Annotated in this window: 9 protein-coding genes and 1 pseudogene; 8 read left to right on the plus strand and 2 right to left on the minus strand. The window is 70.1% G+C overall.

Features of this window, described 5'->3' with window-relative positions:
* Positions 1–46: 46 nt before the first annotated feature.
* Both AB0G74_RS16470 and dapF read left to right on the plus strand, forming a co-directional pair.
* Positions 47–1039, plus strand: coding sequence for a helix-turn-helix transcriptional regulator (locus tag AB0G74_RS16470; RefSeq protein WP_361146242.1), 993 nt, complete (start codon positions 47–49; stop codon positions 1037–1039).
* Between the two features lie 46 nt (positions 1040–1085).
* On the plus strand, positions 1086–1997 hold the full coding sequence (dapF, locus tag AB0G74_RS16475) for a diaminopimelate epimerase (protein ID WP_361146245.1): 912 nt from the start codon (positions 1086–1088) through the stop codon (positions 1995–1997).
* A 280-nt stretch (positions 1998–2277) separates the two neighbouring features.
* Here dapF and AB0G74_RS16480 read toward each other — a convergent pair.
* Positions 2278–2532, minus strand: a pseudogene (locus AB0G74_RS16480) (helix-turn-helix transcriptional regulator); the annotation flags it as partial.
* Positions 2533–2675: 143 nt separating this feature from the next.
* On the opposite strand from AB0G74_RS16480, the gene AB0G74_RS16485 reads away from it, so the two are divergent.
* Positions 2676–4466, plus strand: a complete 1791-nt coding sequence (locus AB0G74_RS16485; protein WP_361146249.1) for a zeta toxin family protein — start codon at positions 2676–2678, stop codon at positions 4464–4466.
* On the opposite strand, the gene AB0G74_RS16490 is transcribed toward AB0G74_RS16485, so the two are convergent.
* Positions 4430–4705, minus strand: coding sequence for a hypothetical protein (locus tag AB0G74_RS16490; protein WP_361146252.1), 276 nt, complete (start codon positions 4703–4705; stop codon positions 4430–4432). The genes AB0G74_RS16485 and AB0G74_RS16490 overlap by 37 nt on opposite strands.
* A gap of 206 nt (positions 4706–4911) precedes the next feature.
* On the opposite strand from AB0G74_RS16490, the gene AB0G74_RS16495 reads away from it, so the two are divergent.
* The 5 genes from AB0G74_RS16495 to AB0G74_RS16515 all read left to right on the plus strand — a co-directional run bounded on the left by AB0G74_RS16495 (position 4912) and on the right by AB0G74_RS16515 (position 15000).
* The gene (locus AB0G74_RS16495) at positions 4912–7638 is read left to right on the plus strand and encodes an ATP/GTP-binding protein (RefSeq protein WP_361146255.1); all 2727 of its coding nucleotides are present in this window, start codon (positions 4912–4914) and stop codon (positions 7636–7638) included.
* A 299-nt stretch (positions 7639–7937) separates the two neighbouring features.
* On the plus strand, positions 7938–9521 hold the full coding sequence (locus AB0G74_RS16500; RefSeq protein ID WP_361146257.1) for an integrase: 1584 nt from the start codon (positions 7938–7940) through the stop codon (positions 9519–9521).
* A 208-nt stretch (positions 9522–9729) separates the two neighbouring features.
* Positions 9730–11052 carry a hypothetical protein gene (locus AB0G74_RS16505; RefSeq protein ID WP_361146260.1) on the plus strand — a complete coding sequence of 441 codons (1323 nt, stop codon included), beginning with the start codon at positions 9730–9732 and terminating at the stop codon, positions 11050–11052.
* 104 nt (positions 11053–11156) lie between these two features.
* Positions 11157–12599, plus strand: a complete 1443-nt coding sequence (locus AB0G74_RS16510; protein ID WP_361146263.1) for a hypothetical protein — start codon at positions 11157–11159, stop codon at positions 12597–12599.
* 958 nt (positions 12600–13557) lie between these two features.
* Entirely contained in the window at positions 13558–15000 is a 1443-nt protein-coding gene (locus AB0G74_RS16515; RefSeq protein WP_361146266.1) for a hypothetical protein, read from the plus strand.
* Positions 15001–15015: the final 15 nt, after the last annotated feature.

A 15015-nucleotide genomic window follows, 5' to 3' on the forward strand; every position in this document is an offset into this window, starting at 1 on the left:
ACGCCGTACCCTCAACGGGTGCCCATTACCTCTGGACGAAGGAGAGATGGTGCTGGAGACCCTGGGCCTCAAGGCGATGGCAGAACAGGTCTACCGGAAAATGCTGGCCCACCCCGACAAGGGCGTGGATCAGCTGGCCGCCTTGCTGGACACCTCCCCGCAGACCGTCCGTGACGGCCTCGGGCAACTCAGCGAGCTGGCCATCATCCAGCCGGCGCAACACGAGGAGAGCGGCTTCCAGGTCCTGGACCCGGAAGCCGCGATGGAAATGCTGCTCGCACGCCAGCAAGCCGACCTGGCCGCCCAAAAGCTCCGGATCGAAGCCTCGCGGGCTGCCGCCGCCCAGCTCATCGCCGAGTGCTCCGGCGCGCGCCCCCGCTCCACCGACGACGAACACCTGATAGGCCCCGACGTCATCCGTGAACGCCTTGCCCGGCTCGCCCGCCGAGCCGAGAACGAGATCATGACCTTCGCCCCGGGCGGTGCCCACCCGGCCGCCGACCTGGAAGCCAGCCGCGCCCCCAACCAGGAACTCCTCAGCCGCGGCGTCCGTACTCGCACCATCTACCTCGACAGCGTCCGCAACCACAAACCCACACTCGACCACGTCAACTGGCTGAACCAGCACGGCGCCAAGGTCCGCACTGCCGTCTCTCTCCCCGTCCGGATGGTCATCTTCGATCGTCGTCAAGCCGTTCTGCCCGTTGACACAGGCGACGCCAGCACGGGAGCCGTACTCCTCACCGGCGAAGGCACCATCACCGCTCTGAGCGCTCTCTTCGAGACCACTTGGGAAGCGGCCACCCCGTTCGGGACTGCCGACGTTGCGACGCCCGAGGGCGCCACCGCGCAGCAGGCCGAGATGCTCAGACTCCTGGCCGCCGGTATGACAGACGAAGCGATCGCCAAACGGTTCGGCATCTCTCCTCGCACCGCACGCCGCATCGCAGCCGAGCTCATGGACCTGCTCGACGCCCGCAGCCGATTCCAGGCCGGCGTTCACTCCGTCCAGCAAGGCTGGCTTCCCGCCCACCAGTAGTGCTCAAGCCCGACGACACAACCTCACCCACCAGGAGAAGACTGCGATGACGGACGCCACGATCCGGTTCGCCAAAGGCCACGGTGCCGGGAACGACTTCATCGTCCTGCCCGACCCTGCGGCCCGAATCCGGCTGACCGCAGAGATGGTGAGAAGCCTGTGCGACCGGCGCACCGGCATCGGCGCGGACGGCATCCTGCGCGCCGTCCACTCCACCGCCCTGTCCGAGGCCGCCGCCATGGCCGGGGAAGCCGAATGGTTCATGGACTACCGCAACGCTGACGGCTCCCGAGGCAGCATGTGCGGCAACGGCATCCGCGTCTTCGCCCGCTATCTGGCCGACACCGGCCTCTGCCCGGTGGGGACCCACGCCATCGCTACCCGGGCCGGGGTCCGGCATGTGCACATTCCCCGCCACCATCAGGAAGAGAGCGACATAACCGTCGCCATGGGCGAGCCCCTTTTCCCCGGCCCCGACGGCATCACCGTCACCGCCGCTGGCCGGGAATGGCCCGCTCTCCACATCAACGTGGGCAACCCTCATGCTGTCGCATTTGTCGATGCCCTCGGCGACGCCGGCGACCTTCAGATGGCTCCCACCGTCACGCCCGGCAACGCGTATCCCGAGGGCGTGACAGTCGAGTTCGTCACCATCCAAGGTCCACAGCATCTCGCCGTGCGAGTCCATGAGCGTGGCGTCGGCGAAACTCCCGCCTGCGGAACCGGCGCCTGCGCCGCCGTCGCAGCCCTGCGCCGCCACCAGCATCACACTTCGCCGGGTAAATACATGGTCGCCTTCCCAGGCGGCCGACTCTGCATCGATGTAGACGCAAACGGACTTATGGGCCTTACCGGCCCTGCGGCAATCGTTGCCGAAGGAACCGCTGCGTTCACATCGACAAGTCCGGCGCCGCGCCCTCGGATCACCGAACAGCGAGCACACACCGCAACATCCTGATCTCGAAGACCTGAGGATCTGCCCGAGCGTCGCCGCACCGTCGCGGGCGCTCCTCTGGCTGTAGCTATGTTCCGGGCACCAGGCGAAATCCATCACGTGGGGATATCTCACGAAGATACTTCTCGACGGACTCGCCGCCCGGGCCGGGGACGCGGTCCGCCCCTCGCGGATCCTCACCGCCAAGGCAGCGGGGCGCACCATCAAAGACGATGCCACCCCGGACTCTGCGGTGTCGGCGAAGGGCGGGCCTCGGCGCGTGGGATCACTTGTGGCTGGGTGGGGGGAAGCGGGAGGCGAGACCCTCCAGGAGACGGGCGTAGGCGGCGCGCTTCGGTGGTCGTGGTTCGCTGCGGCCCGTTTCCCAGTTTCCGACCGACTCGCGCCGGGCGCTGAGTGCCTTCGCGATCTGGTCCTGGCTCAGCCCGGCGGCCTCCCGCAGCCGTTTGCGTTCCGCGGGCGGTGGCAGGGGGGCCTGGGCAACATGCTCTAGCAGTGCGTCCACGGCGCTGAACAGCGCTTCTTCGTCGTCGGGCAGCTGGATCACCTCCGGCTGCCACACTACACAAACGCTCTTGGATTGCTCATGGTTTCCTCATGGATTGCGCATTGCTGTTAAGTTGACCTTGCCTTGCCGCCCCGGCGGGGCGCCTGCCAGCTATCGCCGTCCAGGAGGAGCGCTTGCGAGACGAGGTTCTGGACGAAGTGATCCTTCCGGCTGCGCTGAACGGCGCCGTGCGCCAGGACCGGCCGGTCGTCGTGATCGTCGGGGGCCAGCCCGGAGCCGGGAAGACCGCGGTCGCGGATCTGGTCCAGGCGGCGCTGGACCGCCGCGGCGGCTCGGTGCGGATCTGCAGTGACCTCTACAAGACCGCGCACCGCCAGTACGGCGAGTTCCTGGCCGGCGATGTCCGCACCGCCGGGGAGAAAGTCCGGCCTCAGACCCGCGGCTGGCAGGCCGCGGTCGAGGAACACGTCCGGGCGCAGGGGTTCGACGCGGTGGTGGAGTCCGCCCTCGCCGACGTCGAAGAGTTCCGGACATCGGCGGCCGCGTACCGGCGGGCCGGTCACCGAATCGAGGTGGTGGCCCTCGCGACGCCGCAGGCGCTGAGCCAGCTCGGGATCCTGGACCGTTTCCTGTCCGGGGCGTTAGTCGGCGGCGGCCGGTATGTGTCGTGGGAGAACCACGACGCCTGCGCGCGGAAGATGCTCGAGACGCTGGCGGTCATCGAAGCGGAGCAGCTGGCCGACCGCGTCACCGTCGTATGCCGGGACAACGCCGTGCTCTACGACAACGAACTCACCGGCGGATCCTGGCGGCGGCGGCCGGCGGCGGACCGGGCGGTGGCATGCGAGCGATCCCGCCCGTGGTCCGCGCGGGAGACGGCTGTCTTCCGCCAGGGTCTGGCGCGCACGGATCAGCGGCTGCACCGTGACCTCGCCTGTGAGGACCGCCGCCTGGCGGTCCAGCGGGACGCCGAGCGCGCCGCCGCCCTGGCGGAGCCGGTCCGGCGTATCGCCCAGCCGCGCGGCCGGGCACCGGGCGTGGACTTTCACCGGCTGTCGGCCGACGAGCACCGGTGGGTTTTCGAGGAGCTGATCGTCCCGTCGTATCTGAGCGGCATCGTCCGCCGGGACGACCCGCGGGCGGTCTGCGTGCTGGGCCAGCCGGGGGCGGGGAAGCTGCTGGCTGCCAGGATGGTAAAGCGGGCCATGCGGCCGGGGACGACCCACCTGGTCGGTGACGACTTCAAGGCGTCGCATCCGGACTATCTGCGGCTGCTGGCCGAGGACCCGCGCAACGCCGGAGCCGCGATCCGGGCCGACTACCGGGCCTGGTTCGGCGAGGCCGAGGAGTACGTGCGCCGGCGCCGCGGCGACGTACTCCTCGAGGGTGCGCCGGGCAGCACAGGGGAGTTCCTGTCCAGTGTCCTGCCGTTCGCGGCCGACGGCTATCCGGTTGAGCTGGTGGTCCTGGCCGTGCGGGAGGCGGACAGTCTGCTGGCGACGGCGCTGCGGTACGCCCGCTCGCTGCAGGCCGGCGGCTACGCCCGCTTCACCTCGCGTGCGGGGCACGACGTGTGCTTCCGCGCCCTGGCCGACGTCGTCGACGCCGCGCAGCGGCATCCGAAGGTCACGGCCGTGACCGTGATCCGGCGCAACGGCGAGGCCCTGATCCGCCAGGAACAGGGCATGGGAGAGCAGGCGGCCTGGGTGCTCGCCGCGGAACGCACGCGCCCCTACACCGAGCAGGAGGCCCTGCAGTTCCTCAATCTCCACCAGGCACTTCGCCGGGCGCTTCCGCAGCACCGGCGAGAGCTGGACCGGATTGCCGCGCTCGCGCGGCCGCTGATGCCCGCACGGGTCCAACCGGCCCCGATCGACTGTCCCCGCCCCCCTGTCCGGCCCCTGCCCGTGCTGCGGACACCGTCGGGCTACGACCTTCTGAGCTCCTTGAGCCGGGCCGCGTAGAGCGCCGCGATCCGCCCGGTCTCCTGCGCGCCGGCGGCCTCCAGCCGCTGCTGGTCCTCCAGCGCGGCCTGGCGGCCCGCCTTCAGCTCCTCGATCCGGTCCTCGTCGGGCACCGGGGCCCTGCGCTCAGCGATGATCCGGGTGCTGTACCAGGTCACCACGTCGCGGACGAGGTCCACCGCCTGCTGCTCATCGCCGCCGTCCAGGCCGGAGAAATCGGTGCCAGGGCTGTCGGGCACGGTCTGCCGCCTTCCTATTTGATCTTGATGCGAAACGGTCATTGTCCGCCCCCGGGAAACGGCCGGGCAAGGGCCGCAACCCCGGCGCGGCGGCACCGCGCCGCCCTCCCAACCCCTGTCCGCTGCCGCTCGCGGGGAACGTTTGGCCAAGGCCCCCCGGCCGGACGTAGGTTGAGGGCCGCGGCAGGTGATGACCGGGGGTTGTTGTGGCAGGTCAGGATCGTCAGGATCTCCGTGCGCTGTTCGGCTCGAACCAGCGGATCGGCGCGGACGAGGCGTTCACGAACCGGGAGGGCCAGTGGCAGACGACCGCGGCCGCGCTCGCCGGGCACCTGGGCCACGTCACCGCCCCAGGGTTTGATGCCGAGGACCTCGAAGTACCCAGGCGCAACGTCCTAGTCTTCCACGGGGTCGGCGGGATCGGCAAGTCGACGCTGTCGCGGAAGCTGGAAGCCGCCCTCGCCGATACGGGGCGCCGTCCCGCTCAGTGGGGCGAACCCGCCTGGCCCGACAGCCCAGCAGTGGTGCCCGTGCGGATCGACCTCGCCCGCTCCGCCGGCACCGACTTCGAACGCGTCGTGCTCACCATCCGGCTCGCGCTCGCCGGCCTCGGCCGCCCCTTCCCCGCCTTCGACCTCGCACTCAAGAGGTACTGGGAGCACAACCACCCGGGCGAACCCCTGGAGGAGTACCTGCGCCGCGGCGGCCTCGCCTCCCGGTTCGGCCAGAGCGCGCCGCAGCAGATACAGTCCGCCCTCGCCGACGTCGCCCAGGCCCTGCTCCTGCCCGGTGCTGTCGGCACGGTCATCGGCGAGGTCACCGGGGCGCTGGTCGGCGCGCTGCGCGAGCGCCGCCAGTCCGTCCGCGCGCTCGCCGGCTGCGCGCGGCTGGCCGACCTGCTCCAAGCCGACCCCGACCTCGACGCCCTCTCCTACTACCCGCACCTGCTCAGCTGGGAACTCGCCCGGCTCCCGGCCGCCAAACAGGTCGTGCCGGTGATCCTCCTCGACACCTTCGAGGACACCGGCGACCGCACCCGCCGCGACTTCGAGCGCCTCCTGCAGCGCGTGGTGTGGCTCATGCCGAACGCCTTCTTCGTCATCACCGGCCGCAGCCGCCTTCCCTGGGCCGACCCCGCCCTCCACGGACAGCTCGACTGGACCGGCCCCACCGCCTGGCCGGACCTGGACCTTCATTACGGGCCCCTCACCCGCCCCGCCCCCACCCCCGCCGGAGGTGCGGCCAGGGCGCGGGCGGGCGGCGGGCAGGTGCTGATCGGCGACTTCTCCCCCGAGGACTGCCAGGACTACCTAACCCGCCGCCTGACCCACGACGAGATGCCCCTCATCCCCGAAACCATCCGCGATGTGATCACCGCCCGCTCCCACGGCCTGCCCCTCCACCTCGACCTGGCGGTCATGCGCTTCCTCGAGATACAGCGCACCGGCCGCACCCCCGAACCCGCCGACTTCGACGTCGACTTCCCCGCCCTCATCGCCCGCACCCTGTCCGACCTCACCCCCGCCGAACGCCACGTCCTGCGCTCCGTCGCCCTCTACGACGCCTTCGACCACACCCTCGCCGCCCGGGCCGCCGGCACCGACCGTGAGGCACCGGTCCTGCGTCTGCTGGAACGCCCCTTCATCCGCGAAGACCCCTTCGGCCTGTGGCCCTACCACCTCCACGCCCTGATCCGCTCCACCATCCGTACCGCCGACGACACCACGGACGACCGCTGGTCACCCGCCGACTGGACCGCCACCGCGAGACGCGCCCACGCCGCGCTCGGCGAGCAATGGACCGCCCATACCGGCCCGGGCCGGGCACTCCTCGTCGGGTGCCTGCGCCAAGGCCTGCTCCTCGCCCGCGACTTCCGCCTCGGCCTCGGCTGGCTCGCCGACGCCGCCTGGGCCTACGTCGGCGACTCCGTCTGGGAACCCCTCGCCCCACCCGCCCGTCCGAATCCGGACGGGAGCAGCGGGGACAGTGCGGTGCCGGCCACAGCCGCCGACGCCCTGGTCGAAACCCTCAGCGCGCTCGCCCGCCGCCAGCACGAACACCGCGAACGCACCACCGCCCGCCTCACCACCGTGATCCACACTGGCCTGCTCCCCGCGGACCTGCACGATATGGCCCTCTACTACCGGGCCAAAGCCGACCGCGACCTCGGCAACTCCGCGGCCTCCCGCCACGGCATGCAGGCCGTGGCCGACGGCGGCGGCCGTCTCGCCCCCGCCGCCCGGCGCGGCCTCGCCCACCTCGCCCGCCTCGCCGGAGACTTCCCCACCGCCCTCAATACCGCCCGGACCCTCGGCTGGGAAGGCCGCCACCACCGCGTCGAAGGAGACGTCCGGTGGGTCCAGGGCGACATAACCCGCGCCGCCGCCGCCTACCAGGCGGCCCGCACCGAAGCCGAACAGCACGGCAAAGCCGGGGAGCGCGCCACCAGCCAGACCCAGCGCGCCTTCACCCTTGCCTTCACTCACCCCGACAGGGCCCGCGACGAGATCGACCTCGCCGAGAATCTGCTGACCGGCCTCGCGCTGCGCGCGACAACCCTCACCCTCCGCACCGCCGCCCTGCTGATCGACGCCGGAAACCCCGCCGCGGACGTGGAGAACCGCGCGCATCTGCTCCGCACCGAGACCCGGAACACCGGTCTCCTCGCCGCGGAGGCCACCCTTGAACTGGCCCTGTGCTTCCACCACGCCGTCCAGGCCGAGCACGACCAGATCACCGCCGCCGTCTCCCGCCTGCGCGACCTCACCCGGAACGGCGACTACACCTACTACACCGACATCGCCCACTTCATGGCCGGCCTCCCCCTCACAACCCCCTCCCCCGCCCAGTGGCTCGACGGCGAAACCGCCACCCGCCACCGCTGGCACACCCTGATCACCGACCGCCGCGAATACCTGCGGACCAGAACGTAGAAACCCGCGCCTCCGGCCGCGCCGCCGTACCAGGCGCGCGCCCGCTCAATGACACCCGGAAAGGTCGCAGCCACATATACGCGGCAAAACAGGCCGAAGTCGCCCCCTGGTCGGCCGTCTGGAGAGCGGCACGAAAGCAAAAGGTCCGCACTGCCGTGTCTGGCAGTGCGGACCAAAGAAAAGAGGGGCAGTGGCCACTTACGTGGCGAGTGCCCCTTCAAGTCTGTACTCACTGTAGCACGGGGTTTCGATAGGGTGCCTGGATGATCTCCACGGTCCAGGATCCGTACGCTCGCCACGTGCTCCTGCGCATGTCCGACTTCTTCGCCGACGAGCGCACGCCCTGGCCGCGCCGCCTGTGGGACATAGGCTCCGTCCTCGCATTGGAGGAACTGTGGGAGGCCGGGCACTGGCAGGCTCACAACGTCCTGTCGTCCTCCGCGTGCGACTGGCAGCGCAATGAGCTCCGAGCCCTCCTCGGCCGGGACGCCGGCCTCGGGGACAAGGACCTCCGCAGAGAGATCACCACTCTGCTCAGCACGCCCCTGCCCGATCCCAGCCCCGAGCGGCGCCGGCTGAAGCAGATCATCGGGCACCTGCGGCCCGGCTACCTGGACCGATGGGCAGCGGCGATCACCGTCGAGGAATCCAAGCGGGTCAAGCCCGAACGGTTCTCCCGGACCGTGGCCGCTCACCTCCTCGACCTCGGCTACAGCCCCCTCCACCTCCGCGCCTGGGCCCGCGGGCTCAAGACCGCCCAGGCCACGATCACCGACATCGCCGAAAGCGCGGCCGATCTCGCCCGCGCCCGCCCGAAGACCTTCGACGTCCTGGTCGCACTCGACAAGGTGCCCCACCGTGAACTCGCCGAGCCGCTGCCGAACTGGCTCGCCAAAGGCGAAGTGGGTTCCTGGCTGCGGGAACACGGTCACGACACCGCCGGCTTCCGCACCGGCGGCGGCTTCGTCTACCAGCTCCAGGCCCTCGACCCGCTCAGCGCGGCCGACCAGGCCCGCCAGCTCCTGGACCGTATGACCGCCCGGTCGGAATTCCTGCGAGGCCGGCGCGGCGGCGTCGTCCCGCTGCCGCAGATCTGGGTCGCCGGACACGACACCCCCGTCCCGCTCGAACCCCCCGCACGCGGCGTCGACGTCCTCTCCCTCGTCTACGAGGGCCACCTCTACAAAGTCGACATCCGCGGACGCATCGACGACGCCCTCGAACTCGCCGCCGTCAGCAACCGGGGCGCCCTCGCCCCCGCCGTGGCCGGCGGCTGGGCAGCAGTCGAATCCCTCCTCGTCCACCCCGACGACCCCAAAGGCGAAAAAGAACGATCCGGGAAAGCCGTCGCCGCCGACCGGATGGCCGCCATCATCGCCTGCTCCTGGCCCCGCGCCGAACTCACCAGCCTCGCCCACCGCCACACCCCCGCCCAGCCGGACGCCCTGTCCGAGGCCATCGACGCCTGCACCACCAACCGCGAACGCGCCCGCCTGGTCGCCGCCGCCCTCCGCGACCACGGCCCCCGAGTCCTCGCACTGAAGTACACCGACACCGCCGCGGCCCAGCGGATGACCGCCCTCGTCAACGAACCCCGCAAACAACTCGACGAGGTCAACAAAGCATTCCGCATCGCCATGCGCCGCCTCTACCGCACCCGCAACATCATCCTCCACGGCGGAGCCACCCAGGGCGTCGCCCTCGACGCCTCCCTCCGCACCGCCGCACCCCTCCTCGGCGCCGGACTCGACCGCATCGTCCACGCCTCCTACACCGAAAACCTCGACCCCCTCGACCTCGCAGCCCGAGCCGAAATCGCCATGCAACTCGTCGACGGCGAAACCGGCCTCGCCACCGTCGACCTCCTCGAACCACCCCACTGACCCACCCCTGCAGCCCACGGCAAATTTGAGGGCACCCCCGTAATCGCGGAGCGGAGCGCGCGCTTACGTTCACCGCCGTTGTCTCGTGGGGAGCATCCCCGCAGTGCGGGACGGCGGAGCGTCATCGGAGCCGCGGCATAGCGGAAGAAGCTCCGGCTTCGGGCACCTGCCCGGTGATACGGGCGGTCTTTCCCGGCACCCGGGAGACATGGACCCCTGGCCGCAGATCAAAGAGGGGTGGGAGGCGTTGGACAAGGCACGCCTGTTCCAGAACGGCGCGGCCGGGCCTGTGGTCTTCGCGCGTGAGATCGGCGACGAGCCCTGGTGGCGACGTGAAAAGTCCTCGCTGGTCTGCGCGTTCTGCCTGACGCCGGTGGTGTCGGTGCGTGCCCCGGTGGGTCGTGGTGTTTCCCGGGGCGCGCTGTTCCGGCTCGCCGCAGGCCGGGAGCACGAGGGCGGGTGCCAGCTCGACCCGGTCGAGGTCGTGCGTACGGTTGCGCGCGGGTCCCGGGGTGTGGCCGTCATCGACGGCGACGAGCTGCACCTGGTGCTGCCCGCGGATCTGGACCGGATCGGCGCCACCGACCCTCTCCTCGGCGCCGGTGCCGAGGATCCCGGCGGCCGGGTCGGCGTGGACGTTTCCACGGTCCGGCCACTGCTGCCCCCGCTGATCAACAGTGCGGTCGTCATCGCCCGTTTCCTCCAGAAACACGGCGACGACGCCACGGTGGCCGCCCGGTTCAAGGTGCGCCGCCCCGGGGAGAAGCGGGCGGTGGGCTGGGGCGAGTTCTGCTACGGACCTGCCCCCGGCGAACACGCTCGTCTTTATGCCCGGCTGGCCGACGGGTCGAAGCCCGCGCACCCGGTCGCCCTCTACGGCCGCGTCGCCGCTGTCGGGCGCGACCGTCAGGACCGGCCCGTCCTCCGGCTCACCGACGGACACGGCTTCACCGTACGCATCCGGTCCGAGCACTCCAGCCTCCTCGCCCCGCTCGCGGCTGGCGTCTTCGTTCTGGCCGTCGGCGCCTGGAAGGTCTGGACACCCCGCAAGGGCAGACCTGAAGTGCAGATGTTCGCCGAAGAGCACTGGCAACTCGCCCACTGGACCTACGACCCCGATACCGGCCGGAGCAGCCCGCCCGCCTGCCCGCCGCCGCTCTCCCTCGCCCAGCGCACCCTCCGACAGACCCGATCGCCCGCCGCACGGAAGCCCGGACCAGGACGGGTGACCCGCCTATCGCCCAAGGCGCCGCGCCCCACTGGGCCGTCCGCGACTACCGCAGCGCCACCGGCTCAGCTTCCGTCCCCGCCAGCGACACCTGCTACTTCGGCCTCCCCCGAGTCAGCGCCGCTGGCATCACCGCCCAGTCCGGTCAGGCCGGATGCGGTACTACTTCCTGGTCCCACACCGCCAGCGCCTACGGCACCTCCGCTGCCGCTGCCGCCGCAGCCCACAGCACCGCCCCGGCCCGTTGCCTCTCCCCGCCACCGGACGCGACGGAGCTGGTGGCCCTTCGGCCGCCGCCGCTGAGCCCGTTCGCAGCCGTGGGTCGGTCGAGGCCGGGATGGATCCCTGGCTGGCCGGGGAAGCCGATGCGGTGTATCGGCGGAGGGCACGGACTACCGTATCCATGCATGGGGGAGAACGAGATCTCGGGCGGTAGCTTCACCAATGTGGTGCAGGCCGGGGAAGTCCGCCAACTCACGTTTCATATCCCGGGACAGGCACCGGTCCCGCGGTTTCTCCGGGACCCGGCCAGCTGGCCGCTCGCCAGCGAGCTGGACGCGTTGTCGGCGGGTGTTCACCGGGCTCGCCCGGCTGCGGATGGCGGCAGGCTCCCGTCGTACGTGCCGAGGGACATAGACGCCGCTCTGCGTGAACGGATCACGCTCGGCGGCTTGGTCATCGTGCTCGGCGACTCCACGGCGGGCAAGACACGAGCAGCGCTGGAAGCGATACGTGCTGTGCTGCCGGGTCACCGGTTTCTGATGCCCCCCACCAGGACCAGCCTGAGAGACATACCGGAGGCGGTGGAACGCTCTCAGATCTCCGAAGTGGTGGTGTGGCTGGATGACCTGGAACGATTCCTGGTTCAGGACGGCCTGGAACCTGAGGTCCTCGCCGATCTGGTCCGCGTGGAGATTCCGATCGTGGCAACCATGCGCCTCAAGGCGTACGAGATATTCACCGGAGAACAGGATAGTGGAATCGGACCGCAGGTACTGCGGGCCGCCGAAATCATCGACCTGGACCGCCTCTGGAGCGACGCCGAATTATCCCGCGCGGCAGCATCCGAGGACCCTCGCATCCTCGACGCGCTGACACGCCACGGCCCCTTCGGAATAGCCGAATATCTCGCAGCCGGACCGACACTTCTCCGGGAGTGGCGACGAGCACGCCGCGCACATGGACACGCACGTGGTGCCGCCCTGGTCGCAGCAGCCGTTGATCTCGCACGCACAGGTCTGCGCGGTCCCTGGCCGCGCGCCTTGCTGACCGAGCTCCATGAGCACTACCTCGCCCAAGCCGGCGGCCCGGTGCTGCGCCCTGAATCCCTGGATGAGGCGTTTATCTGGGCCTCTCGTATTCGTGGCGGGGTCACGAGCCTCCTCCTTCCGGCGCCGTGCGAAATTCCGGTAGAAGAACGATGGGTGCCTTTCGACTACCTCACCGACCATACGGATGCACCGATTCCGGACCAGATCTGGGAAGCGTCTCTGGTCCACGCCGAAGACAGCGCAGACCTTGCCGCTGTTGGACAGAACGCCGTTACCACAGCGCCCCACATCGCTGAGCGGGCTTGGCGCACACTGGCAGCAAGCGGTCGCCCCAACAGCACATTCAACTTGGCCCTGTTGCTATACCGCCGTGGCGAGCTGACGGAGGCCCGTCGGCTGTGGATCATTGCTGCGACCGCCCACCACGGCCGAGCGGCCCTTCGACTCGCGCTGATGACCGCCCGAAGCGGCGAGATGGCGGAGAGCCGGGACTGGTGCACGCGTGCCATCGCGTACGGCCCTGCGGAGGTCTCCGAACGGGCGACGCGGCTGCGTGACGCCCTGGACGCGAAAGGCTAGGCAGATCCAGCGCACGCGGTCCGGCACACCGCAGTAGCTGCGACCGGCGCATCGTCGGGGACGACGTCGGGCTCGGGGAGCACTCGAAACGACAGTTCCCGTATCGCCTTCGTGTGCCACGCCACCGCAGCCGCGATGCCCGGATCCACCCGGGACGTCGGCGCGGCCTGGAGGTGCGCCTCGACCGCGAGTTGGTACCCGTCCGGCGGCGGGCGGCGCTCCACCGGAACGGCGGGCGCGGCCGGGGCCGGTACGGCGTCGGCGTGGTCGGGCATTTGGACCGCGCCGGGCGGCAGGATCCGTAGGCCGCTCACGACCTGAGCCCGCCGCCTGGTTGACGGCCGCGACGATCCGGGTCTGTTCCAGGCGGGCCTTCGTCGCCCAGGCCGACGACTCCGGGCGCACGGTGAGCCGGCCGGTGTCCCAGGGCGAATCCGACCGCCGTCTCGTGTCCGCCGGATTCTGGGGCTATGGCCGCCCACCGCTCCCGCAGCCGGGAGCTGTCACGTGCGTTTGTGGATGATGCTTGCCTTGAACCGGTCCGTGCTAGTGGCGCCCCAGTTCGCCAGGCAACCGCCGTACGAGCCGCCAGCCTGGTGTGTCTGACGGGGTGAACCGTCCGGGCGGGCCTGGTGCGGCGATATCGAGCCGATCGCGCCAGGAGCCTTGTTGTCCGCCCAGGCCTCCGTTTCCGCCCCGGGCACTCGGGATCTTCTGGCGCGACGGCCCGCCCGACGCAATCCGTATACATGTTCGATGGGTGGGGGATGTGGCCGCCGCAGCGAAAAGCGACGGCGGCGGTGCGTAGGAGATGTCCAGGATGCGTGTGCCCGGCGCGTTGACCGGGTGTCGTCTGTTCTCCGCCCAGCCGGTGGCGGCCCCGCGTGCGATATCCAGCGGGGCAGGGTCGCGCATGGCGGCCGGGCTGGAGGGCCTTGTACGTGAACGGGGAGGCAATATGAGCGTGTTGACCAGATACAGGACCCGGGTCGCGGTGGTGGTAGCGGCTCTGCTGCTGCCGGCCATGGCGCCGGCTGCCGCCGGGGCCGCAGACACCGGCGATGTGCTGTCCGTCAAGTCGGTCGTTGTGCCCGGCGTGACGCCGTCGGTGTCGCTGAAGGAGGCGCTCTCCTCCCAAGCGTGGCGGAACTGGCGGGCGGACGGCGGTGGTGACGGTGCCGCAGGCGGGGTCGTGGCCGCGGAGACTGTCGGCCCGGCCCGGACGGCCGGGCGGCTGGCGGAACGTCCGTCGGCCGTTCCGCCGTCGGACGGCGGGGGGATGTCGGCAGCTGCACCCAATCCGCCTGTCTATCCCGAGCCTCCGCGCACGATGACCCTGAAGGAGTGCCTGGACGGGCTGGCGACGCGTCCTTTCGTCATAAAGTCCAAGTTCGCCGCCTGCTCCGGGGCATCCTTTCACCAGGCGTGGCTGAGGAATGGGAAGCCTCAGGGAGAAAGCCGTTTCATCGTCGTGGCGATCGGCACGATGCCGAAGAACAGCCGGACGATCACCTACACCTATCACTACACGGACATGCTGACCACCGGCACGGCCCCGACCGCCGGATTCCTGATAACGACTCTTCCCCGGCATCCGCAGACCTGGCCGTCGACCGCCAAACGGCGGGAAGGCGGAACGGTGCCCAAGACGGGAGTCAGCTTCAACCAGCTCAAGATACTGAAGACCTTTCAGCACACCGTGACCGTCGACGCCGGGCAAGGCGACAAGAAAAAGAAGGACGACCGGGTCTTCAGCGTCTACGAACCCCTGATCAAGCTCACCCCGCCTCCCGGATACACCATGAACGGCGCCCGGGAAGGCAAGCTCTTCATGCTGCCCCCGCGCTGGGACGCCGCCACCTACCTGCACAACAAGAACGGCACCGCAGGCAAGCCCGCGACCAAGGGCGCCGCCGCCTTCGCCTACATCTCCATCCTCCGCTACAGCGCCAAAGCAGGCGCGGAAGAAAAAGCGGTCGCCGACCATATCCGTACCGCCTTCCAGCGGCCGGGGGCGACCAAGCCCGTCAACCCGAACAAGAGCGTCCCCGGCGGTGAAGCCGCAAGAGCTCTCACCCGCCTCTACCACGACGGAAAGCGACACAAACGCAACCGGGCAGCAGCGGTCAGGACCTGCGTCCACTACTGGGGGCCGAACTACACAGCAGGCGGCAAGGAATGCGACGAGTTCCCGTTCGCATCCACCTACCAGGGCGCAGCTCAGAAAACCGACGAGCCCAGCGCGCCCGCCGACAACTATTCGGCGCTTCCCCTGCCCAAGGCCGATAACAGCAAGGCGGGCAGTATGCTCGGCGCGTTCATGGACAGGTACCGGATCCTCGACGGCTTGACATCCAGTCCTGACACATCGGATGACGCCTACTTCGTCGTCATCTCCTGAACCCAGAACCACGCG

The sequence above is a fragment of the Streptomyces sp. NPDC020875 genome (assembly GCF_040641415.1).
GTDB lineage: Bacteria > Actinomycetota > Actinomycetes > Streptomycetales > Streptomycetaceae > Streptomyces.

Excerpts from the sequence above, each read along its gene's own strand:
- AB0G74_RS16470 (WP_361146242.1), top strand. The coding sequence starts at position 47 with ATGGTGCTGGAGACCCTGGGCCTCAAGGCGATGGCAGAACAGGTCTAC.
- dapF (WP_361146245.1), top strand. The coding sequence starts at position 1,086 with ATGACGGACGCCACGATCCGGTTCGCCAAAGGCCACGGTGCCGGGAAC.
- AB0G74_RS16505 (WP_361146260.1), top strand. The coding sequence starts at position 9,730 with ATGGACCCCTGGCCGCAGATCAAAGAGGGGTGGGAGGCGTTGGACAAG.
- AB0G74_RS16510 (WP_361146263.1), top strand. The coding sequence starts at position 11,157 with ATGGGGGAGAACGAGATCTCGGGCGGTAGCTTCACCAATGTGGTGCAG.
- AB0G74_RS16515 (WP_361146266.1), top strand. The coding sequence starts at position 13,558 with ATGAGCGTGTTGACCAGATACAGGACCCGGGTCGCGGTGGTGGTAGCG.